This is a genomic window from Nonomuraea sp. KM88, assembly GCF_052245635.1.
Taxonomy (GTDB): domain Bacteria; phylum Actinomycetota; class Actinomycetes; order Streptosporangiales; family Streptosporangiaceae; genus Nonomuraea.
The window spans coordinates 111,769-136,029 of the sequence record NZ_JBQQCC010000008.1 but is presented as its reverse complement, the minus strand read 5'-3'; the positions used below and the strand labels follow the sequence as shown (position 1 = coordinate 136,029).

Below are 24,261 nucleotides of genomic sequence, written 5' to 3'. Positions count from 1 at the left end.
TCAGCGCCGTTCCGGCCGGGGCAACGGCTTTTCCGCCGTCCGGAGCCGCACTTCAGGAGTAAAGTGCACATGATGCGCAGTTACTAGGAAGGGGGGCCATGCCACCGGCGATCGACGACCCGCACAACGCGCGCAGCCGGCGCACCCGCGACGCCCTGCTCGCAGCCACCAGGGAGATCCTGGAGAGCGATGGTTTCGACGCCCTGACCATGGCTGAGGTCGCCGAACGCGCCGGCGTCTCCCGGCGCGCGGTCTACCTGCACTTCCGCTCGCGCACCGACCTGGTCACCGCGCTGTTCGGCTATGTGGCCGGCCAGGAAGGGCTGGCCGGGTCGCTGGCCGAGGTCTGGGAGGCCGCCGACGCGACCGAGGCGCTGCGGGCGTGGGTGCGCCACCTGGTCCGCTATCACCCGCGGCTGGCCGCCATGAACCACGCGCTGGACCGTGTCGATCCCCAGGACCCCGACGCCGCCCGGCACAGGAGGACGGTCGCGACCGCCCAGATGGACAACTGCCGCCGCATCGCGGCCCGGCTCGCCGACGAGGGCCGGCTCGCGTCTCCCTGGACCGCCGACACGGCCGCCGACATGCTCTGGAGCCTGATCTCGACCGACCTGTTCAACCGCATCATGGTCGATCGCGGCTGGCCGGAGGAGCGGGTCCTGGAGCATCTGCTCGCGGTCTACGAGTCGGCGTTCGTCCGCTGAGCCGCACCTGGCCTGCGGCCGGGAATCCCTCGTTCTAGGACGTCTTCTCTGGTTTCTCTTGCACACAACTTCCCGTGCTGTGTAGTTTCCGAACTGCACAGCATGAGAAGTTCGGGGGATCGGGCGGATGGACGGGGAGACCTCGCGGGACCGGTGGTGGCTCGTGGCCGCGAGCGGGATCGCCGTGTTCATGACCCAGCTCGACGCCACGGTCGTCACCGTCGCCATCCCCACCATCCAGGAGCGGATGGACATCGGGCCCAGCCTCGCCCAGTGGGTGGTGCTGGCGTACACGCTGCCCCTCATCGCCCTGACCGTGCCGAGCGGGCGCTGGCTGGACGGCGTCGGGCCGCGTACCGCCCTGGTGCTGTCCGTCTCCGGCTTCGGCGCCGCGAGTGCCCTGGTCGGGCTCGCTCCGAACATCGCGTGGCTGGTCGCCGCACGGGCCGTGCAGGGCGCGTTCGGCGCCGTGCTGCTCGCGCTGATCTCCCTCCTGGCCACGATCGCGGTACGCGAGCAGGCCCGAGGCAGGGCGATGTCCCTGGTGCTGCTCCTGGGCGCGCTGGGCGGGATGAGCGGCCCGGTGCTCGGCGGCCTGCTGATCGAGACGCTGGGCTGGCCCTGGATCTTCTACCTCAACGTGCCCGCGAGCGTTCTCGTGATCGCGATCGGGATGACACAGCTGCCCCCGGGCGGCCGGCCACGCCTGCCCGACCGGGTCTGGGCCGTCGAGGCAGGGCTGCTCGGCGCCGCCGCCGTGGCGCTGCTGCTCGCCCTCTCGCTCGCCGGCGGATCGGGCGCCGGCTGGGTCGCGCTCGCGGCGGTCGCGGTGCCGTTCGTGCTGGTGTGGCTCCGCTTGCCGGGCAGCCGCCCGGTCGTGGACCTGCTGCGCTCACCCGGGGTGGCCGCCCCGCACCTGGCGCTGCTCGCCGAGATGGCGGCCGTGATGGCCGTGCAGTTCCTGATCCCGTTCCACCTGCAACGGGTCGCGGCGGTCCCGCCGGCCCAGATCGGGCTGACGATGCTGGCCTTCCCCGTGGCGATGTTGCTCACCGGGCCGGTCGGCGGCGCGCTCGCCGACCGCTGGAAACCCGTGCGGGTGGCCCGGCTCGGGACGGTGGTCGTGACCGCCGGGCTCGCGCTGCTCATCCCGCTCGGCTCCGACTGGGGCCCGGCCGACCTGGCCTGGCGGCTGGTCGTCGCGGGCGCGGGCGCCGGCCTGTTCGCCGGCCCCGACCAGGCCATGGCCATGGCCGGCACGCCACGGCACCTGCTCGGCACCACCGCCGCCACGACGAGCCTGGCCCGCCAGCTGGGCGTGGCTCTCGGCCCGGCACTGGCCACCGGCGTCTGGGCCTTCTCCGGCTACGACCCGCAGGGAATTCGCCTGGCCCTCGCGCTCGCCACGGCGCTGGCCTGCGCCAGCGTGCTGGCACTGACCTGGCCGGCCCGCCGGCCGCTGATCCGCACCACACAGTGAAGGAAGACCATGTCCGAACCCGTCAAGACCGCCGTGATCTACTACAGCTCCACCGGCAACGTGCACAAGCTCGCCACCGCTCTCGCCGAGGGAGCGGAGAAGGCCGGCTCCGACGTACACCTGCGCAAGGTGACCGAGCTGGCCCCGCCCCAGGCCATCGCGAGCAACCCGCAGTGGGCCCAGCACGTCGAGAGCACCCGCGACGTCGCCGAGGCCGGCGTGGACGACCTGCTCTGGGCCGACGTGGTGCTGCTCGGCACGCCCACCAGGTACGGGGCGATGGCCAGCCAGCTCAAGCAGTTCATCGACACGACCGGCCCGGCCTGGCAGAAGGGGCTGCTGGCCGACAAGGTCTACGGCGCCTTCGGCTCGGCCGGCACCCGGCACGGCGGCCACGAAAGCACCCTGCTCTCGCTGTACACGATCTTCTACCACTGGGGCGGCATCATCGTCCCGCCCGGATACACCCACTCCATCCAGTTCCAGGTCGGCACGCCGTACGGCACGACCCACGTCGGCGGTGACGGCGAGCCCGGCGAGCCCGCCCTGGAGAGCGGCCGCTACCAGGCGCGGCGCGCGGTCGAAACGGCGGCGAAGCTCAAGGCGGGCCGCAGTTGACCCCTGACCGCCGGATCGCCGGGTGGTCCGGCGTTCTGGCCGGCGCCGGTCTGGCGGTGGAGGCCGCTCTGTGGACGGCCAGCGGCTGGAGCCCCGCGACGTTCGCAGATCCGGCCGCTGCCCTTGAGTTCCTGCGCGCGGAAGGCGGAGTGCTGCGCCTGGCGATGCTCTCGGGGTTCGTCAACCTGGTGTTCCTCGTGGTGTTCGTGGCGGGACTGGCCGCCCGGCTCAAGGACGGCACGCCCACACTCGCGTCGGCGACACTCTGGTTCGGCATGATCGGCATCATCACCCACGTGCTCGTGCCCCTGAACCATTGGTACGGCGTGCCCGCCTTCCTCGCCGCCGCCACGCGGGAGCCTGAGGCGGCGCAGACCGCCTGGACGGCCTATGCCGTCGTCGGCCATGACGCGCCGAGCGGAGCGGGCAGCCTGTTCCTTGGGCTTTCGATGGTCACGGCGGGCTGGGCCGCGATCGCCGGGCGGGCGCTGCCGGCGTCACTGGGTTGGCTCGGCCTGGTCACGGGCTCCGCCACCGTGCTGACCGTCTTCGCGCCGGACACCGTTCTGTCCGGAGTGGCGGGGGCCGTGGCCATGCCCTCGCTGCTGCTCGCCGTCGTCTTCCGCGTGTGGGGTGGGATCGCCCTGATCAGGACGCCGGCACTCTGAGGCCCTCGCGTGACGAGGACGGGCGCCCGCAGGCGCCCGTCCGTCGCCCTTGCGCGTCACTTGCGGCGCCTGCCGTACATGCCGACCGACAGCGAGACGCCGAGCGCGGCCAGGGCGACCTGGATGCCCAGCTCGATCCAGTCGACGCCGCCGGTGTCGGCGACCCCCAGAGCCGCCGCGATGGCCGTGCCGATCAGCGCGGCGACCACGCCGATCACGATGGTCAGCCAGACGGGGATGCGCTGCCGCCCCGGAATGACCAGCCGCCCCAGTGCGCCGATCACGATGCCGATGATGAGGCCGGAAATGATGCCGGTGATCTCCACGCTGAACTCCCGAAACTCGGTGGGTCCGCCTGTCTCTTCAACGATCGCGCGGTGACGGTGGTTCCTCCAGCCGCCGGCCGGACACAGGGCCCTTCCGCTCCGGATCCCCGCACCGGTCAGCGGATCGTGTAGCCGCCGTCCACGAGGATGTCCGCGCCGTTGATCATGTCGGCGCCGTCCGAGGCGAGGAACAGCGCCGTGGCGGCGATCTCCTCGGGACGGGCGAAGCGGCCTGCGGGGATCTGCGCCTTCAACGCGTCGCCTTTGGGCCCCTCCCACGCTTTGCGGCCCAGGTCGGTGAGCACCACGGTGGGGGAGATGGTATTGACCGTCACCCCGCGCCCCGCCCACTCGGAGGCGAGCACCTTCGACAGGCCGACCACGCCGAACTTGGAGGCGCAGTACGCGGCGTGCTGGTCCAGCGCCACGGTGGCGGCCTGTGACGCCATGTTGATGATCTTGCCGCTGCCGGCGGCCAGCATGTGCCTGCCGACGTCCCGGCACATCAGGAACGTGCCCTTGAGGTTGATGTCGATCGTCCGGTCGAACGCGTTGACGTCGAGCTCCTCGGCCGGGGCCAGGATCGCGACACCGGCGCTGTTCACCAGGATGTCGATGCGGCCGAAGGCGTCCACGACCGCGCCGGTCGCCGACCTGACCGCGTCGGGATCGGCTACGTCGCACGCGAACCCGGCGTGGCCCGCTCCGAGCTCCTTCGCCTTCGACCCAGCGGCCTCGTGGTCGATGTCGACCACGGCGACCCTGGCTCCCTTGGCCGCGTACGTGGCGGCGATGGCGGCGCCGATGCCCGACGCGCCGCCGGTCACCAGCGCCACCTTGCCCTGCAGCCCGAACGTGAGATCGAGGTCCTTCTCCGCCGCCGTCATGAGCACTGCTCCTCGCTGTTGGTCTGTACGGCCTGCTTGTCCTGTTCGTCGCCGGTGACGAGGGACGAGTGCACCAGTTCCTCGCCCAAGCGCAACGTCTCGGCCTGGTCGGCCAGGTCGTGTCCCGACTCGTAGTTGAGGAGGGTCCTGACCTTGGCCGCCGAGCTGGAGCTGGCGTCGAAGCGGTAGCCGAGCCACTCGCTCGCCAGGCGGCGGGCCAGTTCCAGGCCGACGACCCGCTGCCCGAAGCAGAGGATCTGGGCGTTGTTGCTCAGCACGGACCGTTCGACCGAGAAGCTGTCGTGCGCCGTCACCGCGCGGATGCCGGGCACCTTGTTGGCGCTGATCGCGACGCCCAGCCCGGTGCCGCACACCAGCAGCGCGCGGTCGGCCTCGCCGGCGGCGACCATGCGGGCCGCCATGACGGCGATGTGCGGATACGGTGTCGTGTCGTCGGCCCCGACCCCGATGTCGACGACCTCGGCCACTCTGGCGTCGCCCTCCAGGTCGGCCTTCAGGACGTTCTTGTACTCCAGGCCGGCATCGTCGGAACCGACGATGATCCGCCATTGGTGAGGCATGGCCCCCCATCCCTTCCTCTTCGTACGGCTCAGCGGGCGCGCTCCAGCACGTCCGCGACGGCGAGGGCGCACAGGGCGAGCGACGTCGCGCCCGCGTCCGGGGTCCCCACGCTGCGTTCGGCGAGGGGACGTGCCCGGCCCACCCGGGGCCGCAGGCCGGCGGTCGCCTCGGCCGCGGACTTGCACACCCGCGCGGATTCCCGCCAGGCGGCGGGCAGCTCCGACCCGGATCCGACGCGGCCGGTCAGCGCCTCGCAGAACGGGACGAACGCATCGACCATCGTCTTGTCACCGGGCTGCGCCTTCCCGAGGTCGAGCAGCGCCTTCAGCCCTGCCGCGACGGCCTCCGCGACATCGCGGCCGGTGATCTTCTCCCGGTCGTCGCCCAGCTCCCGCCCGACAGCGCACAGCACGGCGCCCCAGAGCACGCCCGACGTGCCGCCGGCTTTCGCGGCCCACGCCTCGCCCGCCGCGAGCAGGACCGACTGCACCCCAGCGCCCGCTCCTGCGGCCTCCCGGCCGGCGGCGAGCGCGGCGGACGAGCCCTTGACCATCCCGCGCCCGTGATCTCCATCGCCGGCCACGGCGTCGATGCGCCCCAGCTCGGCCTCGGCCGCTGCCATGGCGGCGGCCATCGCCTCCAGCGCGGAGACGGCGACCTGGGCACTGGCCCGGGAGGCGGGCGAGCCGGGCGGAGGCGCGGCCACGGACGGCTCCGCCGGGTCGTCCGGGCGCCCGTGGCGGCGGTCACCCGACCCGGCATCACCGGGCGCCGCCGTGCGGCGGGTCGTCGTACGCGCTTCCACCCGGCCCCTGCGGAAGGCCGGGGTGTCTGCGGGCGCGCACCACAGCCGTTCCAGCTCGTCGTCGAGGAATACCAGGGTCAGGGAACAGCCGGCCATGTCCAGGCTGGTGACGAGCTCGCCCACCTCCGGCGCGACGACCTCGAGCCCCTGTTCGGAGAGCAGCCGGGCCACGGTACGCCAGACGACGAAGAGCTCCTCGTATTTCGTGGTGCCGAGGCCGTTCAATATCGCGGTCACCCGATTGCCGGAATCGGCGGGCTTCTCCGCGAGCACGCCGGACACCAGCCGCCTGGCCAGCTCCGCGGCGGGCGGCAGCGCGTCCTCTCCCACGCCGGGCTCGCCGTGGATGCCGAGACCCACGCCCATACGTGCGGGAGGGACGGTGAACAGGGGCGCGGTCCCGCCGGGCAGAGTGCACCCGGCGAAGGCCACCCCGAGCGTGCGGGTCCTGTCGTTGGCGTGGCGGGCGACCCGTTCGACCGCGTCCAGATCGTAGCCCTCCTCGGCGGCGGCTCCCGCGACCTTGAACACGACGAAGTCCCCGGCGATCCCCCGGCGTGCGCCGAGCTCCGACTCCGGCGCGCTGGCGATGTCATCGGTGACGAACACCACGCGGGTGTCGATGCCCTCTTGGCTCAGCCGCTGCTGGGCGAGGGTGAAGTTCATGACGTCGCCGGCGTAGTTGCCGGTGGAGAAGAGCAGGCCGGCGGTGCCGGCGGCGGCTCTGCCCACCGAGTACGCGTCCTGCGCCGACGGCGAGGTGAAGATGTTGCCGACGACGGCGCCGTCGGCGAACCCGTGCCCGACCACGCCGCAGAAGGCGGGGTAGTGCCCGGAGCCGCCGCCGACGACGACCGCGACCTTGCCCGGCGGCGTCTCGGCGGCGCGTACGACACCGCCCGGCACGCCGGTCACGGTGTCGCGGTGCACGTCCAGGAAACCGGCGAGCATGTCGTCGGTGAAGGTGCTGGGGTCGTCGTACAGACGGGTCATCGGGATTGTCCCTTCAGTCGCGACGGGCGAGCGCGCCGGCGTGTCATCGCTGGGGGTTGATCACGGACTTGACGGCGAGCGGGTCGCGTTCGGCGGCGAGCAGCGCCGCTTCCGACTCCGCGAGGGGGAAGTGGCCGGTGACGAGGCTGTCGACGTCGACCCGTCCAGAGGCGGCGAGCGCGATGGCCGCGGGCCAGGTGTTGGCGTAGCGGAACGTGCCCGTGATCTCGATCTCGCGGCTCTGGACGAAGGTGAGCGGCAGCGGCAGCCCGTCGTCGCCCATCCCGACCAGCACCGCGCGGCCCGCCCTGCCGAGGATGCGCAGCGCGTCGGTCGTGGCGCCCGGGTGGCCGGAGCATTCCAGCAGCACGGTGGGCTCGAGGCCGGCCTCGCCGAGGGGCGTGTCCTCGACGTTGACCGTGGCGGTCGCGCCCAGGTTCTGGGCGAGTCCGAGCCGGTGCGGGTTGAGGTCGGCGACCACGATCTCGGTGGCGCCGAAGGCGCGGGCGCACTGCGTCGCCACCAGCCCGATCGGTCCGGCGCCGGTGATCAGTACGCGGCTTCCCGCGCCCACGCGGCCCTTGCGGCAGGCCCAGACCCCGACCGACAGCGGCTCCAGCAGCGCGGCCGCGTCGTCCGAGATCGAGTCGGGCACCGGATGGGCGAAGGCCGCGTGTACGGTGACGAACCCGGCGAGCGAGCCGTCGATCGGCGGCGTCGCGAAGAACCGCATGCCGGGGCAGAGGTTGTAGCGGCCGGCGAGGCACTCCCTGCAGGTCAGGTCGGGCACGCCCGGCTCGACGGACACACGCTGCCCGATCCGGGAGGTGTCCACACCGGGCCCCACGGCGGTGACGAGGCCCCCGGACTCGTGGCCGAGCACCATGGGCCGCTCCACCACGAAGTCGCCGATACGGCCGTGCTGGTAGTAGTGGACGTCCGAGCCGCACACGCCCACCGCATCGACCCGCACCAGCACCTCGCCGGGTCCGGGCTCGGGGACGGGACGCTCCTCGATCGCCAGCTGCTGGATGCCACGCAGGACCGCTGCCCGCATCGTCGTCATGGAGGACCTCCTCGTTGCTCGGGCCGGATGGGGCGGCCTACTTGGCCGTCTCCTCGTTGGCGATGTCGCCGGTCTTGAGGTTCGCCTCGATCAGCGCGGGCAACTGCTGGAGGAACTGGTCCTTCTTGGTGACCACGTGCTCCATGTAGGTGTCGACGTTGTCCTGGGTGACCTTCGGCATGAGGTAGACGGGGTTCTTGTCGACCTCCTCACCCTTGGCGATCTTGGCGGCCACGGCCAGGCCGGTGGCCAGCTCGACGGTGCCGTGCTGCAGGTTGGTGCCGATGAAGTCGCCGCTCTTGACGGCGTTGAGCCCGTCCTCGATGCCGTCGACGCCGACGATCGGGATCTTGACGCCGGCCTCGCGGGTGGCCTGCAGGGCGCCGAGCCCCATGTCGTCGTTCTCCGCGACGACGCCGTCGATCTTGTCGCCGAAGCTGGAGAGCCAGTTCTTCATCTTGTTGACGGCCTCGTCGCGCTTCCAGTTGGCCGTGTCCTTGGCGAGGATCTTGATGTCGGGGTACTTGGCCAGGACGTTCTGGATGCCCTTGGTACGGTCGATCTCCCCCGACTGGCCCAGCGGGCCCTGGAGGACGACGATGTTGCCCTTGCCGTCGAGCTCGTCCGCCATCATCTGCATCTCCTGCTCCCCGGCCTTGACGTCGTCGGGCAGGACGGTGCCGGCCAGGTCCTTGCTGTCGAGCCCGGCGTTGACGGCGAGGAACGGGATGTTCTTCGCCTTGGCCGCGGCGACCTGCGGGCCGAGCGAGTCGGCCTGGACGGGGACGACCATGATGGCGTCCACGCCGGCGTTGACGTACTGGTCCACCTGGCTGGCCTGGGTGCTGACGTCCAGGTTGGCCGAGTTCCAGAGGACCTCGATGTCGTTGGCCTTGGCGTAGGCGTCGATGCCGGCCTTCCCCGCGGTGATGAAGGACGACATGTCGTAGACGCTGATGCCGACGCGGAGCTTTCCCTCGCCGGACGCGCCGGCGTTGGGGTCGCCCGCGCCGCAGGCGGAGGTGGTCAGCAGGGTCGCGCTCGCGGCGGCGAGGGCGAAGGCACGCAAGCTTTTCATGCGCATGGATGCTCCATTGGTGCGTTTCGTGCAGGTCTGTTGGGGAGGTGGGGCGTCAGCCCCTGCGTTTGGCGGACCAGACGTCCACGGTGACGGCGGCGACGATGAGCGCTCCCTTGATCACGCTCTGCCAGTAGGCGGGGACGACGAGGATGTCGAGGCCGTTGTTCAGCGTCTGGATCAGGAACAGGCCGAGCGCCGTGCCGAGGATGCTGCCCCGGCCGCCGAGCAGGCTCGCGCCGCCGATGACGACGGCGGCGATGGCGTCGAGCTCGTAGCCCTCGCCGAGGTTGGGCGGGCCGGAGATGACCCTGGATGCGAGCATCACGCCCGACAGCCCGGCGAGCAGACCGCTGAGCGCGTAGACGCTGAACAGGATCCGGGTGGTCTTGACGCCGGCGATCTGCGCCGCGACGGGGTTGCCGCCCACGGCGTAGACGCGCATCCCGTACGAGGTCCGCTTCATGATGAGGGCGAGCGCGGCGATGCCGACGATCATGACCACGACGGGGATCTGCAGGCCGAAGATCTTGTTGTTGGCGATCTCGCCGAAGTTCTGCGGCAGGCCGTTGATCGGCGCGCCCTGGCCCACGACGTACGCCAGGCCGGACGCCGTGGTCAGCATGCCGAGCGTGGCGATGAAAGGCGGCACGTTCACTTTCGAGACGAGGAAGCCGTTGACCGCCCCTGCTGCGAGCCCGACCAGCATGGCGACCAGAAGGGCCAGCCAGAGCCGTTCGGGATGGCCCTTCACGGTGTAGGCCGCGGTCATCGCGCTGAGCGCGATGATGCTGCCCACCGACAGGTCGATCCCGCCGGTGAGGATGACCAGCGTCTGTCCCAGCGCGATGAGCGCGAAGGGCGCCGCCGCGATGGCGATCGTCTGGAGGTTGTCCGGCGTGCCGAACCGGGCGCTCCGATAGCTGAAATAGGCGATGATCAGGAGCATCACCACCACCATCGAGTGGCGGATCAGCTGGTCCCGGACCCATGGTCCGGACAAGCGCCAGGTCAGGAGCCGAGCGGCCGCTCCGCCGGGCTTCGTAGGCTCCTGGGCTGACTCCTGCGTAATCATCGGCCCTCCTTCTCGGTGTGTTGGGGCGCGAGGCCGCTCTTCGCGTTCAGTCCGGCGGCGTACCTGAAGATCAGGTCCTGGACGTGGGGTGAGGACAGCTCCTCGCGGGTGAGCTCGCCCGCGACCGCTCCTCCGCGCATGACGAGCGCCCGGTGGGCCAGGCTGAGGATCTCGGGCATGTCGGAGGAGGCCATGACCACGGCCATCCCGGAGGCTGCGAGCTCGGTGATGATGCGGTAGATCTCGCTGCGCGCGCCGACGTCGACGCCGCGGGTGGGCTCGTCGAGCAGCAGGACGTTGACGCTGCCGGTCAGCCAGCGCGCCAGGACCACTTTCTGCTGGTTGCCGCCGGAGAGCGTGCCGACCTGCTGTGACAGCCCGCGGCTGCGCAGCTTGACCGACTCCATCGCCGCGCCGACCTGCTTGCCGCGACTGCGCTGCCGCAACCAGCCGGCGACGGTGAAGCGGGACAGGCGGGGCAGGGAGCCGTTGTCCAGCACGTTCATGGTCAGCACGGCCCCGGCTCCCTTGCGGTCCTCAGGGACGAGGGCCATGCCGCTGGTGATGGCGGCAGCGGGAGCGTTGCGCTTGACGGGCTTGCCGGCGACGGTGACAGTCCCCGCTGCGCTTCTGCGCACGCCGAAGATCGCTTCGAGAAGTTCGGTACGGCCGGCCCCCACGAGCCCGGCCAGCCCGAGGATCTCGCCGCGGCGGACGGTGAGGTCCACCGGCCGCGGATAGCCGCTGACGTGCAGCCCGCTGACTTGAAGGGCGACCTCGTCACCCGGGGGGTGCAGGTCGGGGAAGAACCCTTGCAGTTCGCGCCCGATCATCGCGTGGACGATCTCGTCGTCGGTGATGTCGCCGATCGGCCGGTCGAGGACCAGCCCTCCGTCGCGCAGCACGACCACCCTGTCCGCCAGGGCGCGGATCTCCTCCATCTTGTGAGTGGTGTAGAGCATGGCGACGCCCTGCTCCCGCAGCCTGCCGATGACGGCGTAGAGCCGTTCGACCTCGCGTTCGGAGATGGCCGAGCTGGGCTCGTCCAGCAGCAGGATACGGGCGCCGCCGCTCGTGCTCTTGACGATCTCCACGAGCTGCCGCAGGCCGACCGGCAGCCGCCGCATCGTCGCCTGCGGGTCGATCTCCACGCCGAAGACGTCCAGGAGCTCGCGGGCCCTGCGCGCCATCGCCCGCCGGTCGAGCAGCCCTGCCCGCGTGCGCAACTCCCGGCCGATGAACAGGTTCTCGTACACCGTCATGTCCATGATCGGCGCGAGCTCCTGGGGGATGATCGCCACTCCGTGCCGGTGTGCCGCCTGCGGGTCGGCGTGGGGCAGGGGCTCGCCGCCGACCAGGACCTGGCCTCCGTCCGGCTTGACCTGGCCAGACGCGATCTTCATCAGCGTCGACTTGCCCGCGCCGTTCTCTCCGGCGAGGGCGGTGACAGAACCGGCGTCGAGGGCCAGAGAGACGCCTTTCAGTACGGGCACGCCGCCGAATGCCTTGGCCAGATCTCGGCACTCCAACGCGACATCTTCCACGAATGATCTCCAGACCCGGCCTGGCGGCTCGGTGTTTGGTCGGGGTCCACCCGGGGACGGTGGCGGTCCGGAACGGGTCCGGACACGTGCGGAAGGTGCCGGTGCGAGAAGCCGGTCCAGGTCAGGATGGCCGGCGCTCGCCCGACGGGCTCCGAGCGAAATCCCTTTTGTTTGCTTGTGTGAACATCACACGAGACAACATCCCAGTGTCAAGAGTGCGTTACCCATTCGATACATCCTGCACGTCCTCGCCCCTGCGCCCGCCTGACCAGCAGAAGGCGGCATTACCCAGCCTTGAACAAGCCGGCCGCATCATCTATCGTTCACTCGCCAGCAGGTCCATGGCGTCTCCGGATGAGACTGCGTGTGTGACAGTTGACAAGACTGAACAACAAGGGAGAACGAAGACGGCATGGGCGTCAGGAGCAGCGTGGACCTGGAGAGCAGGCGTCAGGCTCTGGCCGACCTGCTGTCGTCCAGCGGCAGTCTGCGCATAGAAGACCTGGCCGCCCGCTTCGAGGTCAGCACCATGACCATCCGCCGGGATCTGCAGGCGCTGGAGGACGAGGGCCTGGTCCGCCGGGTGCGCGGCGGCGCCGTCAGCTCGGCGCAGCCCTTCGAGGCCCGTAAGAGCCGGGCATGGAGGGCCAAGGAGGAGATCGCGCGGAAACTGACCAGCCTGGTGCCCTCGGGCGGGGTGGGCATCTGCATGGACGCCTCGTCGACGCTGGCCGTGCTCGCCGGCTCGATGCCTCCCGCCGACAACCTCTCCGTCGTCACCGACGGGATCGAGACCTTCCTGACCCTGACCAGGAACCCACGCGTACACGCCTACCTGACCGGAGGCCAGAAGGACCCCAACGCGGGCAGCCTCGTCGGTCCCCTGACCTCACTGACACTGAAGCAGTTCTCGTTCGCGCGGGCGTTCCTGTCCGCCGCCGCCATCGACCCGCACTTCGGCACCAGCGAGTTCAGCGCGGAGGAATGCGAGATCAAGCGGCTCATGGCCGAGCTGTCCGAGCACGTCGTCATGGCGGTCGACTCGCAGAAACTCGGCACGGGAGCCGCCGCCCGCTGCCTGCCCTGGGACGGGATCGACCTGATGGTCACCGAGCTCGATGTCTCCGACGACCGGCTCGACCCCTACCGCGACCACGTCGAGCTGCTCTGACCTCGCCCCTGCGCCGCCGCTACGGCATCCCGCGTCCTGCGCCTTCCACCGCGTACGTGACCAGCGTGGTGAGCACGTCCCTGACCGACGTGCGGTCGCGCACGTCGCAGAGCACGATCGGGACGTGCGCGGTCAGCCCGAGCGCCCGCCGTACCTTGGCCGGGTCGTGGCGGCGGGCGCCGTCGAAGCAGTTCACGCCGACCACGAACGGGATGCCGCGCTGCTCGAAGTAGTCCACCGCGGGGAACGAGTCCTCCAGGCGGCGGGTGTCGGCGAGCACGACCGCGCCGAGCGCGCCGAGCGCGAGCTCGTCCCACATGAACCAGAACCGGTCCTGCCCAGGGGTGCCGAACAGGTACAGCCAGAGCCCCTCGCGAATGGTGATGCGGCCGAAGTCCAGTGCCACGGTGGTGGTGCTCTTGGACTCCACGCCCGAGACGTCGTCCACCCCGACGCCGCGCTCGCTCAGCAGTTCCTCGGTGTGCAGCGGCCGGATCTCGCTGATCGTGCCCACCATGGTCGTCTTGCCGACACCGAACCCGCCCGCGATGAGGATCTTGATGGCCAGCGCCGAGGTGACCGCGGTCGCCCCCGGCTCATAGGCTGCGTAGTCCATCCAGCACTTCCCTGTAGATGTGTTCGTCGATCGTCTGCGCGACCGGGCGCGGGCGCTCGATGGTGACGAAACCCTCGCGCCGGAGGTCACCCAGGATCACCCGGGTGACGTTGAGCGGCAGCCGGAGGTGCGCCGCGACGTCCGCCACCGGCGTCGGTCTGCGGCACACCGACAACACGGCCCGATACTCCGGGATCAGGTCCGCGAGAGTGTGCGGGCCGCCGACCGTCGTGACGATGGCCACCAGGTCGAACGTCTCGCCCTGCGGGCGCGCTCTTCCCCCGGTCAGGCCGTACAGCCGGATCAGCGGCCCGGGATCCTGGCCTGTCACGGCCGCGAGCCGTTCCAGGCGGGTGCCGGTGCCGCTCCTCTCGGCTGCGCGGAGAGGTGCTCGCCGACCCTCTTGACCATGAGCGCCATCTCGTACGTGACCATGCCCAGCTCGGCGTCACTCGCGGCGAGCACGGCCAGCCGCGCGCCCTGACCGGCGGCGGTGACGAACAGGAAACCACCCTCCATCTCGATGATGGTCTGCCGCACGCCGCCCAGGTCGAAGTGCCGTCCCGCGCCCATGGCGAGGCTGTGGCTGCCGGCGGAGATGGCGGACAGGTGCTCGGCGTCCTCCCGGGTCAGCTCCCGGGAACCTCCCATGGCCAGTCCGTCGGAGGACAGCACGATGGCGTGCCGGATGCCGGGCACACGCTGGGTGAGGTCGTCGAGGAGCCAGCTCAGTTCACTTCTGGGGTCGGGCATCGGGATGGTCGTCCTTTCGGTTCCACATGTCGGCTCCGTGCTCGACGTGGCGGCGTCCTTGCCGCCAGCCCTGCTGCATGGACGACATGAGTTGTGCGAGTTCCTCAGGCGAGCGCGCCGATACCGGTCGCCGCGCAGGGCCTCCGGTGGAACGCAGCTGGGGAGCCATGCTTGCCTGCGGTATCCGCATCGGCAGCCCGTCGAGGTCTTCGTCCGCGTCCTGAGCCGGCACCGTGACGCTCCAGTCGACGGGCGGTCCTGGCGGTTGGGTGGCGGAGGGGGGAGCCTGCCACGGGACCGGCCCGGAGATCGGTCCCGGGATCGGCCCGGAGATCCGCCTGGAGACAGGGCCGGTCAGCGGCTCGTCCGCCGGCCGGGCCGGGTCGCCGCGTCTCGGCGCGGGCACGGCCTCGAACCAGGTGGGTCGTGCGGGCTCGGGAGAGGGACCGGCCGGATCGGCGTGCTCGCCGGGGACGCTCGCGCCGTTCACCGCGTCCAGCCGCTCGGGAGCCGCGGACACGGTGCCAGAAAGGGCGCCGGAAAGTATGCCGGAGGGAGGGCCGGCGGGCGCCGTGCCGAGCGCCCGCGTCGGCTTGCCCGCGCGGTCTCCCGCGGAGACGGAGGGGTTGCCGGCCTCGGCGAGCAGGACGGTGGGCAGCAGCACGATCGCGGTGGTCCCGTCGTACGGCGAGGGGCGCAGCGAGACCTTGATCCCGTGCCGGGCCGCGAGCCTGGCCACCACGAAGAGGCCGAGCCTGTCGCTGTCGGCCAGGTCGAACTCGGGCGGCTCGGCCAGCCGGGAGTTGTACTCCTGGATCACGGCCTCGGGCATCCCCAGCCCTCGGTCCTCCACCTCCAGGGCGAAGCCGTTGGCCGCGGTCATGCTGCGGATCTGCACGGTCGTGTCGGGCGGGGAGAAGACGGTGGCGTTCTCGACCAGCTCGGCGACCAGGTGGATCACGTCGGTGACGGCCGCGCCGACGAGCAGCGGGGCGTCCGGCATGGGGGCGACGGAGACGCGGGTGTAGTCCTCGACCTCCAGCACGGCCGCGCGCACGACGTCGAACAGCGGCACCGGGTCGCGCCAGCGGCGGGCGGGGGCGGAGTCGGCCAGGATGATCAGGTTCTCGGCGTGCCGGCGCATGCGGGTGGTGAGGTGGTCGAGCTTGAACAGGTCCTCCAGGACCTCCGGCTCCTCGACGCGGCGCTCCATGGTGTCGAGCAGCGAGAGCTGGCGGTGCAGCAGCGCCTGGTTGCGCCAGGCCAGGTTGAGGAAGACCTGGCTGACGCCCTTGCGCAGGGTCGCCTGGCCCACCGCGGCCTCGACCGCGGTGCGGCGTACGGCGGAGAACGCGTTGACCACGCGGTCGACCTCGGCCGTGTCGGCGGGGGCGAGGCCGGGCGCCTCGGTGGCCGGGTCGACGTCCTCGCCGCGGCGCAGCCGCGCGACCAGCCGGGGCAGCCGCTGCTCGGCCAGCTCGACCGCCGAGGCCTGCAGCCGCTTGAGCTCGTCGATCAGGGACTGGCCGAACCGGTACGACAGGGCCAGCGACGCGACCATGGCCGCCAGGCCCAGCAGCAGGACGAGCCCGATCCGCCAGTAGGCGCCGGTCTTCTGCCCCTCGGCCTCGGCGGCGGCGCGGGCCAGCTCCTCCTGCGTGTCGCGGTTGATCGTGTTGAACACGGCGTCGGCGTCGCTCTTCCACTGGGCCGGCTCGACCGGCGGCGCCCCGTTGGTGTCCCAGCTGAACAGCTCGTCCTCGACCTCGACCAGCCGCTTGTAAGCAGCGCTCGCGACCAGCTTGTCGTAGTCGGCCCGCAGGTCGGGGCCGGCGTCGCGTTCGGCGTTGGCGAAGACGAGCCGGCGGCTGGTCATCGCGGCGACGAAGGCGGCACGGTCGGTGGCGGTCATCTTGCGCTGCACGATCGTGCTGGTGAGCACCGCGTGCTCGCGGCCCAGGTATTCCGCGGTGGTGTTGTAGGCGGCCATGCCGCGCACCGCGCGGTAGGAGGAGACGCTGCTCAGCGCGTCGCGGTCGTCGAACTGCCCGTTGGCGACGCTGATCAGGTTGTCGTACGCCTGGATGATCGTCAGCGGTGGGGCGAGCACGCCGCCGTCGGCGGAGGCCCGCAGCGACTGGAGCCCGTCGAGCGCCTGCACGAGCGCCTGCACCTGGGCCGGGGTCTCGGCGCCCGCGGACTCGACGTCGACGGCGCCGATGACCTCGCGTAGGCGTTCGACCTTCTCGTCGGTGACGTGCCGCTGCTCGGCCAGGGGCGCGTACGTCGCCGTGCTCTTCGGCGCCTCAGCCGAGAGCTGGCGTTCCCGCTGCAGCTCGACGATCAGTTGTAACAGGGGCGAGCCGATGGCTTCCCAGCGGTCCTGGGTCTGGGAGACCTCGACGATCTCCTCCACGCTGGAGTAGGCGATGAACCCCCAGAGGGCGACCATGGACACGAGCGGGAGCAGGAGGATCCTGAGCAGCTTGGTGCGGAGAGGTGGGGGCGAGCTCATGCATCTTGTCCAATTCCGCGCGTGATGATGCGCCGCTGGCAGTCGCAACCTGGTACCGGCCCCCGAGAATCCCGTCACGACTGGTACGCCTGTGGTCCGTCCACTATGCCGATGGGGCAGATGTACTTCAAGCAACAGATGTGAACATTCGTCCCGAATGGTGTGTTGACTCTTTGTCAGCACACGATTCGTGAAGGTAACCCTGGGTGAGGATCACGGACGGTGATTCCGGGTCCGCGTTTCCTTACCGGATGGCCTTATCCGTAAGGCTTCACGGTCACCATGTTCGCCCCCTCCGCCACGGTTCGGCCGAGTCGCGCCGGCGATGTCCGGGTGCTCGCTGCCTGCACGACGGCGGGGTTCCGTTCTGCCCCGATTCAAGGGACGATGCGGTAGGAACCGGGCAAAACGGTCAGGCAACGGTTTTTGGTCTGCTCTTGACGTCCGGATAGGGACGTTCCTAAGTTGGCCTCCCAATGAACGCAAAGACAGTTCCACTGAGTGGAAGCGAATCCCGCACCAGCTACCTCGCCCGGTTGCTCGACGTCCTGGACGTCGCGGTCACCCACGACCGCGCCCCCCTGCAACTGGGCGAGATCGCCGCGGCGGCGGGCGTACCGCCATCGACCGCGTCGAGGCTGGTCGCGCTGCTCGTCGAGCGCGGATTCCTGGTGCAGCTGGACAGGTCCGGCTACGCCGCGGGGCCCAGGCTGCTGCACCTGTCGGTGCGCACGCTCGACCAGATGCACGCCGCCGACCGGCTGAAGGCCTCCGTGGAGGCCCTGGCCGAGCAGACCGGCGAGAGCGCGAGCGCGGGGCTGCTGGTGGGCGACGAGATCGTGCTGGTGGCGCGGAAAGAGCCCGCGCACTCGCTGCGGGCCGTGGCGCGCGTCGGTGACGTGCTCAACCCGCACACCTCGGCCATGGGCAAGGCCGTCCTGGCGATGTTGCCGGCGCAGCGGCGGCTGGAGGTCCTCCGCACCGCCGTCGGCGACCGGGCCGAGCAGGCGCTGCGCGAGACGGAGGCCGAACTCGCCACCGCCCGCCGGGAGGGGTTCGCCGTCGATGAGGAGAGCTACGCGGTCGGCCTGCGCTGTCGCGCCGCCGCGATTCTCGACCGGTCGGGGCACGCGGTGGGCGGCATCTCGATCGCCGGGCCCGCGGCGCGCTTCACGCGCGAGAACGCCAACGCCTGCGTGCCCGCGCTGCTGGCCGAGGTCAAACGGCTGTCCCTGGAGATCAGGAGAAACAATTGAGCACGTCGCAGACCCTCTACGAGCGCGCGAGCCGGTACGTCCCCGGCGGGGTGCATTCCAACACCCGCTTCCAGGCGCCGCATCCCGTCTATTTCCACCGTGCCGAGGGCGCGTACCTGTGGGACGTCGAGGGCGAGCGTTACCTCGACTGCACCATGGGCAACGCCTCGGTGATGCTCGGCCACGCCCGCCCCGAGGTGGACGCCGCCGTCGCCGGCGCGGTGAGCCGCGGGCTGACCACCGGCGTGGAGACCGAGGCCGCGGTGACCGCGGTGGAGCTGCTCGCCGGGATGATCCCGGATTTCGGTCGGGTCAGGTTCGCCAACACCGGCACCGAGGCGCTGATGCACGCGCTCACGATCGCCCGCCACCACACCGGCAGGGAGCGGGTGGCCAAGGCCGAAGGCGCCTACCACGGCTGGTTCGACCCGCTCTGGGTGTCGACCTGGCCCGCCCCCGACCAGGTCGGGCCCGCCGACCGGCCGGCCGCGCCCCCCAGCTCCGCCGGCCTGTCGCGCTCGGCGCAGGGCACCGTGGTGCTTCCGTGGAACGACGCGGCCGCCACCGAGCGGCTGCTGCGCGAGCACGCCTCCGACCTGGCCGCCGTGGTCGTGGAGCCCGTGCTCATCGACATCGGTTTCATCCCGGCGACCGGCGAATACCTGCGGCTGCTCCGCGACCTCACCGCCGAGCTGGGCATCGTGCTCATCTTCGACGAGCTGCTCACGGGCTTCCGCCTGGCGCCGGGCGGCGCCCGCCAGGTCTACGGCATCACCCCCGACCTGACCACGTACGGCAAGGCCATCTCCAACGGTTACCCGCTGGCGGCGGTCGAGGGCCGCGTGGACCTGCTGGCCGCCACCGACCCGTCGAGCGGCGGCCCGGTCGGCTGGGTCGGCACCTACAACGGGCACGGCTCGGCGGTGGCCGCGGCCGCGGCGACCCTGCCGCTGCTGGCCGACGGCTCGGCCCAGGCCCGCCTCGACCGGCTCGGCGGCCTGGTGCGGGACGGCTTCGCCGAGTTGTCGCGCACGTACGGCATCCCGGCCGTGGTCGCGGGCGGGGGCGGCCACTTCCAGCCGTACTTCCTGTCGGAGCCGGTCACCGGCTACCGCACGGCCATGGTCAGCGACCCGGCCCGCTACGCGATCCTGCACCGCGTCGCGCGCGAGCACCGCGTCCTGCTCCCGGCCAAGCCGCTGCTGCACGCGGCGCTGTCCACCGCGCACACGGAGGCCGACGTCGCCGCCCTGCTGAAGGCGGCCGAGGAGGCGTTCGCGGAGATGAGGAGGAGGACGACATGACCGGTGCCGCGACCAGCAGCGGGCCCGATGCCGAGCTCCGCGGCATCCGCAAGGTCTACGACAACGGCGCCAGAGGCGTCGAGCAGGTCGACTTCACCGTGGCCAAAGGGGAGTTCTTCTCCATGCTGGGCCCCTCGGGCTGCGGCAAGAGCACGACGTTGCGCATCCTGGCGGGGCTGGAGGAGCCCACCTCGGGCGAGGTGCTGATCCGGGGCGAGCCGATGCGGGGCCGTCCCGCGCACCGGCGCCCCACGAACATGGTCTTCCAGCGCCTGGCCCTGTTCCCGCACCTGACCGTGGCCGACAACATCGCGTTCGGGCCGAAACTGCGGCGCAGGCCGGCCAGGCAGGTGGCCGAGATCGTCGGCTCGATGCTGGACCTGGTGGACCTGGCCGGGTACGGCAAGCGCTACCCGGCCCAGCTGTCGGGCGGCCAGCAGCAGCGGGTGGCCATCGCCCGCGCGCTGGCCAACGAGCCGGCCGTGCTGCTGCTCGACGAGCCGCTGGGCGCGCTCGACCTGCGGCTGCGGGTGCAGATGCAGCAGGCGCTCAAAAGGATCCAGCACGACTCGGGCACCACGTTCGTCTACGTCACCCACGACCAGGTGGAGGCGCTGACGATGTCGGACCGCATGGCGGTGATGAACGAGGGCCGCATCGAGCAGATCGGCCCGCCGGCCGAGCTCTACCGGTCGCCGGCCACCACGTTCACCGCCACCTTCCTCGGCGACACGAACTTGTTCGAGGGCGTGTACGAGGGCGGCCTGCTGGAGTCGGAGGGCATCGGCGTCAAGGTGGCCAGGCCCGGCCGCGCGGTGTCCGTACGGCCCGAGCACGTCGCCGTCGGCAAGGGCTTGACCTGCGCCAACCGCTATCACGGCCGCCTGGATGACGTGATCTTCCAGGGTGCGAGCACGCGTTACCACGTACGCCTGGCCTCCGGGGTCCTGGTGATCTCCGAACGGCGCGAAGAAGCCGGATCCACCCTGACGGTCGGCGACGAGGTCGAGACCGGCTGGGACGTGGACGCCGGTGTCGTCCTCGACCACTGAGGGAGTTAGATCGAAATGACGGATATCTCGCGACGCCGGTTTCTCGGTACCGCGGCCGGAACGGCGGGCCTGGCGCTCGCCACGGCCTGCGGCAGCGTGTCCCCCCAGTCCGCCGCGCCGTCCGCGTCGAAGGGCGGCAAGCTCACCCTGACCATGTTCGCCTTCCTGGGCGGCGACCTCGGCAAGATGCCCAAGGAGTTCGCCAAGGAGTACATGGCCTCCCACAAGAACGTCGAGCTCAAGATCTACGAGCAGTCGAACTCCGTCGGCTACACCAAGATGCTGGCCCAGAAGAAGGCCGCCCCCGACCGGCCGCTGGTCAACTTCGGCTTCTTCAACGCCCAGACCTCCGTCCAGGGCGCCGACGACAAGATGTTCACCAAGCTCGACTACGCGGCGATGAGCAACGCCGCCGACATCGACGAGCGGTTCCGCTACGACGACGGCATCGGGATCGGCATCGGCATCGACCAGCTCGGCCTGCTCTACAACAAGCAGGAGATCGCGCGGGCCCCCGGCTCGTGGGCCGACCTGTGGAACCACGCCCACCAGGGAAAGGTCGCGTTCTTCTCCTTCCCCTGGTACGCCGTCTACATGGCCGCCAAGCTCAACGGCGGCGGCCTGGAGAACATGGAGCCCGGCTGGGAGTTGTGGAAGCGCGAGGCCGGGCAGATCCGGCTGCTGGTCGAGTCGAACCCGCAGTACCTCAACGTGCTCAGCAACGGCACCGCGCCGCTGACCGCCTACTTCGCCGGCACCGGGCAGCAGTGGATCAACTCCGGCGCCCCGCTGGCGTACGTCGTGCCCAAGGAGGGCGCGATCCCGCTGCCGGTCAACCTCCAGGCCGTCGCGGGCCAGTCGCAGAGCCAGCTCGAGGCCATCCACGACATCATCAACGAGATGCTCTCGCCCAAGTGGTGTGCCCGCTGGGCGGAGACGAGCGTCGAGGTGCCCGCCAACACCAAGGCCGAGCTGCCCGAGAACCTGGCCGGGCTGCCCGCTTTCAGCAAGGCGACCAGCGACGGGTTCCAGCAGATCGACTACGGCATCGTGGGACGCAACAACGCCGAGTGGCAGAAACGCTGGGAAACCGACGTCGCCTCGCGCATCTGAGAGGCCCGGGGACATGCGCAGACATCGCACGGCCTACCTGCTGGCGGCGCCCAGCGTCGTCCTGCTGGCCGGTGTGTTCGCAGGGGCCATGCTCACCCTGCTCGAATACAGCTTCCACCAGTATCTGCCCGACGGCACCGACATCGCGCACACCACGGCCACCTGGCAGACGTTCCTGACGGGCGGCTACCACTGGCAGATCGTCAGGGAGACCGTGGTGCTCGGCCTGATCACCACGGTCGCCGCCGCGGTGGTCGGCTATCCCACGGCCTACGCCCTGCACCGGGTGCGGCGGTCGCGGTGGCGTTACGTGGGCCTGTTCATCATCTTCGCCCCGCTGCTGACCAGCGTGGTGTCCCGCACCTACGGCTGGGAGCTGATCCTGGGCGACAGCGGGGTGCTCAACAGCCTGCTCGAACCGGCGGGGCTCGGCCCCGTGGAGCTGCTCTACGAGCGCTCGTCCGTGGTGATCGCGCTGGTGCACATCCTGCTGCCGTTCATGGTCTTCCCGATCACCCAGTCGCTCGGGCAGCTCGACCCGGCGTTCGGGGAGGCGGCGGGCGACCTCGGCGCGGGCGCGTTCCTGCGCTTCGTCAAGGTCACGCTGCCGCTGACCATGCCCGGCCTGATCGGCGGGGCACAGCTGGTGTTCGCGCTGTCGATCAGCTCGTTCGCCACGCCCAGCCTGCTCGGCGGCGGGCGGGTGAACGTGCTGGCCACCGAGATCTACGACAACGTCAACAACGTCGACTGGCCGCTCGCGGCGGTGTCGTCGTACGCGCTGCTCGCGCTGGCCGTCGTCGCGCTGGGCGTCTTCGGCTGGCTGCAGCGGCGCAGCGGGCGGGCCGAGCAGGGCGGGGTGACGGCGGCGGGCGCGGCCTCCACCGGAGCGCGCGGCTGGAGCGTGTGGCTCGCGATCGTCTACACCTACGTGCTGCTGCCGCTGGTCATCATCGTCATCAACTCGTTCTCGTCCGTCTCGTACGGCACGTGGCCGCCGCCGGGGCTGTCGGCCAAGTGGTACGCCAACCTCTTCGAGCAGGAAGGGCTGGGCGCGGCGACCCTGCTGAGCCTGGAGGTGGCGATCGCGGCCACCGTCCTCGCCATGGTCATCGGCACGGCCGTCGCGGTGGCGCTGGTCCGGCACCGCATGCCGGGGCGCGGGCCGCTGCAGTCGTTCGTGCTCTCGCCCACCGTCGTGCCCAAGGTGGCCTTCGGCTTCGCCGGGTTCATCTACCTGCACCGGCTGGGCCTGTTCGGCGGGGTGGCCGGCCTGGTCGTGACGCACACCGTGATCGTGCTGCCGTTCGTCGTCATCGTGGTGACGGCGGCGCTGATGCGGGCCGACGCCACCCTCGACGCGGCCGCCAAGGACCTGGGGGCCGCGCCGCTGCGGGCCTTCCGGCTGGCCACGCTGCCGCAGGTCAGGCCCGCGCTGATCGCGGCCGCGCTGTTCGCGTTCGTGGTGAGCTTCGACGAGGTCGACATGACGGTCTTCCTGCTCTCGCCCGACCAGAACACGCTGCCGGTCTGGATGTTCGTCTACATGCAGAAATTTCAGGACCCGACGCTGGCCGCGCTCTCCACCCTGCTCATCGTCGCCGCCCTGGCCGTCGCCGCGACCGTCGCGGTGCTGCTGGCCCGCTCCGGCGTGTTCTCCTCGCTGACCACCTCCCCAGAAGAACCCGTAGAGAAAGTGAAGGAAGGAACCTCCGCATGACCGTCGAACAGATCCCGGTGACCACCCTGGCCAGTGGCCACCGCCTGGAGCTGACCGTGCACACCCTGCGAGGCGCCTCCGACGGCCCGCGCATGGTGATGTTCGGCGGCATCCACGGCGACGAGCCGATGGGATCGGAGACGGTCCGCCGCCTCCTGGATGCCATCGACCCCGCCCATCTCAGCGGCACCGTCGTCGCGGTCCCCGTGGCCAACCCGTACGCCCACCAGGCGCTGACCCGCAACACGCCGCTCGACGGCGTCAACCTCAACCGCATCTTCCCCGGCGACAGGGGCGGCAGCGTCACCGAGCAGCTGGCCGCCGTGCTCTCCGGGATCCTGGAGGGCGCCGACTACTTCATCGACTTCCACTCGGGCGGCAACTTCGCCACCGTCGAGTACGCCTACCTGCACGACGCCGGCGCCGAGATGTCGCGCGCGTACGGCACGTCCGTGCTCTACCGCGGCCACCCCTACGGCGGGTCGGCCACCGGCTGGGCGCTGGAGAAGGGCGTGCGCTGCATGGTCAGCGAGCTCGGCGGCGGCGGCCAGCGCATCGAGCACTACCTGAGGCGGGGCGTCGACGGCACGCTGAACGTCCTGCGCGCCATCGGCATGCTGCCGGGCGACCCGGTGGCGCCGCCGGAGGACCAGGTGGTCGTGGACACGCTGACCACGCTCAGGCCCACCGTCGGCGGCACCGTGCTGTCGGACTTCGGCGCCGCACGCCTGGGCGAGCGCGTCCCCAAGGGCACGGTGCTGGCCAAGGTCGTCAGCCCGTACACGTCCGAGGAGCTCGAAGTGATCACCGCGCCGTACGAGCCGAGCATCCTGGTCCTCGGCCGCGAGCACCTGACCAACGTCGCGCCCGGCGACTACGGCTTCATGGTCGCCGACGGGGCCACCGCCAAGCCGGCCGACCCGGGCTGAGCG

General features: G+C 70.9%; 23 protein-coding genes. 11 read left to right on the top strand and 12 right to left on the bottom strand.

What is annotated here, in order from left to right; translation table 11 throughout:
* Positions 1-98: 98 nt before the first annotated feature.
* From ACTWPV_RS24205 to ACTWPV_RS24190, 4 genes are all read left to right on the top strand, one after another.
* The gene (locus ACTWPV_RS24205; RefSeq protein ID WP_347647818.1) at positions 99-707 is read left to right on the top strand and encodes a TetR/AcrR family transcriptional regulator; all 609 of its coding nucleotides are present in this window, start codon (positions 99-101) and stop codon (positions 705-707) included.
* Positions 708-834: 127 nt separating this feature from the next.
* On the top strand, positions 835-2,187 hold the full coding sequence (locus ACTWPV_RS24200; RefSeq protein WP_443153522.1) for an MFS transporter: 1,353 nt from the start codon (positions 835-837) through the stop codon (positions 2,185-2,187).
* 9 nt (positions 2,188-2,196) lie between these two features.
* Positions 2,197-2,805 carry an NAD(P)H:quinone oxidoreductase gene (wrbA, locus tag ACTWPV_RS24195; RefSeq protein ID WP_443153521.1) on the top strand — a complete coding sequence of 203 codons (609 nt, stop codon included), beginning with the start codon at positions 2,197-2,199 and terminating at the stop codon, positions 2,803-2,805.
* Complete coding sequence (locus ACTWPV_RS24190; protein WP_443153520.1) at positions 2,802-3,473, top strand: DUF4386 family protein; 672 nt, start codon at positions 2,802-2,804, stop codon at positions 3,471-3,473. The genes wrbA and ACTWPV_RS24190 overlap by 4 nt, the downstream gene beginning before the upstream one ends.
* 56 nt (positions 3,474-3,529) lie before the next feature.
* On the opposite strand, the gene ACTWPV_RS24185 is transcribed toward ACTWPV_RS24190, so the two are convergent.
* The 8 genes from ACTWPV_RS24185 to ACTWPV_RS24150 all read right to left on the bottom strand — a co-directional run bounded on the left by ACTWPV_RS24185 (position 3,530) and on the right by ACTWPV_RS24150 (position 11,829).
* Positions 3,530-3,799 (bottom strand): GlsB/YeaQ/YmgE family stress response membrane protein, encoded by a 270-nt coding sequence (locus tag ACTWPV_RS24185; RefSeq protein ID WP_443153519.1) that lies wholly within the window; start codon positions 3,797-3,799, stop codon positions 3,530-3,532.
* 116 nt (positions 3,800-3,915) lie between these two features.
* Complete coding sequence (locus ACTWPV_RS24180) at positions 3,916-4,686, bottom strand: GolD/DthD family dehydrogenase (RefSeq protein ID WP_347647813.1); 771 nt, start codon at positions 4,684-4,686, stop codon at positions 3,916-3,918.
* Entirely contained in the window at positions 4,683-5,267 is a 585-nt protein-coding gene (locus ACTWPV_RS24175) for a ribose-5-phosphate isomerase (protein ID WP_443153518.1), read from the bottom strand. The genes ACTWPV_RS24180 and ACTWPV_RS24175 overlap by 4 nt, the downstream gene beginning before the upstream one ends.
* Before the next feature lie 29 nt (positions 5,268-5,296).
* A complete protein-coding gene (locus ACTWPV_RS24170; RefSeq protein WP_443153517.1) occupies positions 5,297-7,066 on the bottom strand; it encodes a dihydroxyacetone kinase family protein in 1,770 nt (589 codons plus the stop codon).
* A 43-nt stretch (positions 7,067-7,109) separates the two neighbouring features.
* Complete coding sequence (locus ACTWPV_RS24165; protein WP_443153516.1) at positions 7,110-8,132, bottom strand: NAD(P)-dependent alcohol dehydrogenase; 1,023 nt, start codon at positions 8,130-8,132, stop codon at positions 7,110-7,112.
* A 37-nt stretch (positions 8,133-8,169) separates the two neighbouring features.
* Positions 8,170-9,210 carry a substrate-binding domain-containing protein gene (locus ACTWPV_RS24160; protein ID WP_443153721.1) on the bottom strand — a complete coding sequence of 347 codons (1,041 nt, stop codon included), beginning with the start codon at positions 9,208-9,210 and terminating at the stop codon, positions 8,170-8,172.
* A 55-nt stretch (positions 9,211-9,265) separates the two neighbouring features.
* Complete coding sequence (locus ACTWPV_RS24155; protein ID WP_443153515.1) at positions 9,266-10,285, bottom strand: ABC transporter permease; 1,020 nt, start codon at positions 10,283-10,285, stop codon at positions 9,266-9,268.
* Complete coding sequence (locus tag ACTWPV_RS24150) at positions 10,282-11,829, bottom strand: sugar ABC transporter ATP-binding protein (protein WP_443153514.1); 1,548 nt, start codon at positions 11,827-11,829, stop codon at positions 10,282-10,284. Before ACTWPV_RS24150 ends, ACTWPV_RS24155 begins: the two co-directional genes overlap by 4 nt.
* A 412-nt stretch (positions 11,830-12,241) precedes the next feature.
* On the opposite strand from ACTWPV_RS24150, the gene ACTWPV_RS24145 reads away from it, so the two are divergent.
* Entirely contained in the window at positions 12,242-13,000 is a 759-nt protein-coding gene (locus ACTWPV_RS24145; RefSeq protein WP_347647806.1) for a DeoR/GlpR family DNA-binding transcription regulator, read from the top strand.
* Positions 13,001-13,019: 19 nt separating this feature from the next.
* Here ACTWPV_RS24145 and ACTWPV_RS24140 read toward each other — a convergent pair whose 3' ends face one another.
* From ACTWPV_RS24140 to ACTWPV_RS24125, 4 genes are read right to left on the bottom strand one after another with little or no spacing between them, the layout of a single operon-like run.
* Entirely contained in the window at positions 13,020-13,616 is a 597-nt protein-coding gene (locus tag ACTWPV_RS24140; protein ID WP_443153513.1) for a GTP-binding protein, read from the bottom strand.
* Positions 13,597-13,947, bottom strand: coding sequence for a DUF742 domain-containing protein (locus ACTWPV_RS24135; RefSeq protein ID WP_201760457.1), 351 nt, complete (start codon positions 13,945-13,947; stop codon positions 13,597-13,599). The genes ACTWPV_RS24140 and ACTWPV_RS24135 overlap by 20 nt, the downstream gene beginning before the upstream one ends.
* Entirely contained in the window at positions 13,944-14,369 is a 426-nt protein-coding gene (locus tag ACTWPV_RS24130; protein ID WP_347647804.1) for a roadblock/LC7 domain-containing protein, read from the bottom strand. The genes ACTWPV_RS24135 and ACTWPV_RS24130 overlap by 4 nt, the downstream gene beginning before the upstream one ends.
* On the bottom strand, positions 14,350-16,884 hold the full coding sequence (locus tag ACTWPV_RS24125; RefSeq protein WP_443153512.1) for a sensor histidine kinase: 2,535 nt from the start codon (positions 16,882-16,884) through the stop codon (positions 14,350-14,352). The genes ACTWPV_RS24130 and ACTWPV_RS24125 overlap by 20 nt, the downstream gene beginning before the upstream one ends.
* A 476-nt stretch (positions 16,885-17,360) precedes the next feature.
* On the opposite strand from ACTWPV_RS24125, the gene ACTWPV_RS24120 reads away from it, so the two are divergent.
* Genes ACTWPV_RS24120 through ACTWPV_RS24095 form a run of 6 tightly spaced genes read left to right on the top strand, consistent with a single transcriptional unit; the run spans position 17,361 to position 24,258 of the window.
* On the top strand, positions 17,361-18,140 hold the full coding sequence (locus ACTWPV_RS24120; protein ID WP_443153511.1) for an IclR family transcriptional regulator: 780 nt from the start codon (positions 17,361-17,363) through the stop codon (positions 18,138-18,140).
* Positions 18,137-19,444 carry an aspartate aminotransferase family protein gene (locus tag ACTWPV_RS24115; protein WP_443153510.1) on the top strand — a complete coding sequence of 436 codons (1,308 nt, stop codon included), beginning with the start codon at positions 18,137-18,139 and terminating at the stop codon, positions 19,442-19,444. The genes ACTWPV_RS24120 and ACTWPV_RS24115 overlap by 4 nt, the downstream gene beginning before the upstream one ends.
* Complete coding sequence (locus ACTWPV_RS24110) at positions 19,441-20,496, top strand: ABC transporter ATP-binding protein (RefSeq protein WP_443153509.1); 1,056 nt, start codon at positions 19,441-19,443, stop codon at positions 20,494-20,496. Before ACTWPV_RS24115 ends, ACTWPV_RS24110 begins: the two co-directional genes overlap by 4 nt.
* Before the next feature lie 15 nt (positions 20,497-20,511).
* Positions 20,512-21,609 (top strand): ABC transporter substrate-binding protein, encoded by a 1,098-nt coding sequence (locus ACTWPV_RS24105; protein ID WP_347647799.1) that lies wholly within the window; start codon positions 20,512-20,514, stop codon positions 21,607-21,609.
* A 13-nt stretch (positions 21,610-21,622) separates the two neighbouring features.
* Entirely contained in the window at positions 21,623-23,329 is a 1,707-nt protein-coding gene (locus ACTWPV_RS24100) for an ABC transporter permease subunit (protein WP_443153508.1), read from the top strand.
* Positions 23,326-24,258, top strand: coding sequence for a succinylglutamate desuccinylase/aspartoacylase family protein (locus ACTWPV_RS24095; RefSeq protein ID WP_443153507.1), 933 nt, complete (start codon positions 23,326-23,328; stop codon positions 24,256-24,258). The genes ACTWPV_RS24100 and ACTWPV_RS24095 overlap by 4 nt, the downstream gene beginning before the upstream one ends.
* The last annotated feature ends 3 nt before the right edge of the window (positions 24,259-24,261 follow it).

Excerpts from the sequence above, each read along its gene's own strand:
- ACTWPV_RS24125 (WP_443153512.1), bottom strand. The coding sequence starts at position 16,884 with ATGAGCTCGCCCCCACCTCTCCGCACCAAGCTGCTCAGGATCCTCCTG.
- ACTWPV_RS24180 (WP_347647813.1), bottom strand. The coding sequence starts at position 4,686 with ATGACGGCGGCGGAGAAGGACCTCGATCTCACGTTCGGGCTGCAGGGC.
- ACTWPV_RS24170 (WP_443153517.1), bottom strand. The coding sequence starts at position 7,066 with ATGACCCGTCTGTACGACGACCCCAGCACCTTCACCGACGACATGCTC.
- ACTWPV_RS24110 (WP_443153509.1), top strand. The coding sequence starts at position 19,441 with ATGACCGGTGCCGCGACCAGCAGCGGGCCCGATGCCGAGCTCCGCGGC.
- ACTWPV_RS24160 (WP_443153721.1), bottom strand. The coding sequence starts at position 9,210 with ATGAAAAGCTTGCGTGCCTTCGCCCTCGCCGCCGCGAGCGCGACCCTG.
- ACTWPV_RS24175 (WP_443153518.1), bottom strand. The coding sequence starts at position 5,267 with ATGCCTCACCAATGGCGGATCATCGTCGGTTCCGACGATGCCGGCCTG.
- ACTWPV_RS24130 (WP_347647804.1), bottom strand. The coding sequence starts at position 14,369 with ATGCCCGACCCCAGAAGTGAACTGAGCTGGCTCCTCGACGACCTCACC.
- ACTWPV_RS24165 (WP_443153516.1), bottom strand. The coding sequence starts at position 8,132 with ATGACGACGATGCGGGCAGCGGTCCTGCGTGGCATCCAGCAGCTGGCG.
- ACTWPV_RS24140 (WP_443153513.1), bottom strand. The coding sequence starts at position 13,616 with ATGGACTACGCAGCCTATGAGCCGGGGGCGACCGCGGTCACCTCGGCG.
- ACTWPV_RS24095 (WP_443153507.1), top strand. The coding sequence starts at position 23,326 with ATGACCGTCGAACAGATCCCGGTGACCACCCTGGCCAGTGGCCACCGC.
- ACTWPV_RS24200 (WP_443153522.1), top strand. The coding sequence starts at position 835 with ATGGACGGGGAGACCTCGCGGGACCGGTGGTGGCTCGTGGCCGCGAGC.
- ACTWPV_RS24100 (WP_443153508.1), top strand. The coding sequence starts at position 21,623 with ATGCGCAGACATCGCACGGCCTACCTGCTGGCGGCGCCCAGCGTCGTC.
- ACTWPV_RS24145 (WP_347647806.1), top strand. The coding sequence starts at position 12,242 with ATGGGCGTCAGGAGCAGCGTGGACCTGGAGAGCAGGCGTCAGGCTCTG.
- ACTWPV_RS24205 (WP_347647818.1), top strand. The coding sequence starts at position 99 with ATGCCACCGGCGATCGACGACCCGCACAACGCGCGCAGCCGGCGCACC.
- ACTWPV_RS24155 (WP_443153515.1), bottom strand. The coding sequence starts at position 10,285 with ATGATTACGCAGGAGTCAGCCCAGGAGCCTACGAAGCCCGGCGGAGCG.
- wrbA (WP_443153521.1), top strand. The coding sequence starts at position 2,197 with ATGTCCGAACCCGTCAAGACCGCCGTGATCTACTACAGCTCCACCGGC.
- ACTWPV_RS24105 (WP_347647799.1), top strand. The coding sequence starts at position 20,512 with ATGACGGATATCTCGCGACGCCGGTTTCTCGGTACCGCGGCCGGAACG.
- ACTWPV_RS24120 (WP_443153511.1), top strand. The coding sequence starts at position 17,361 with ATGAACGCAAAGACAGTTCCACTGAGTGGAAGCGAATCCCGCACCAGC.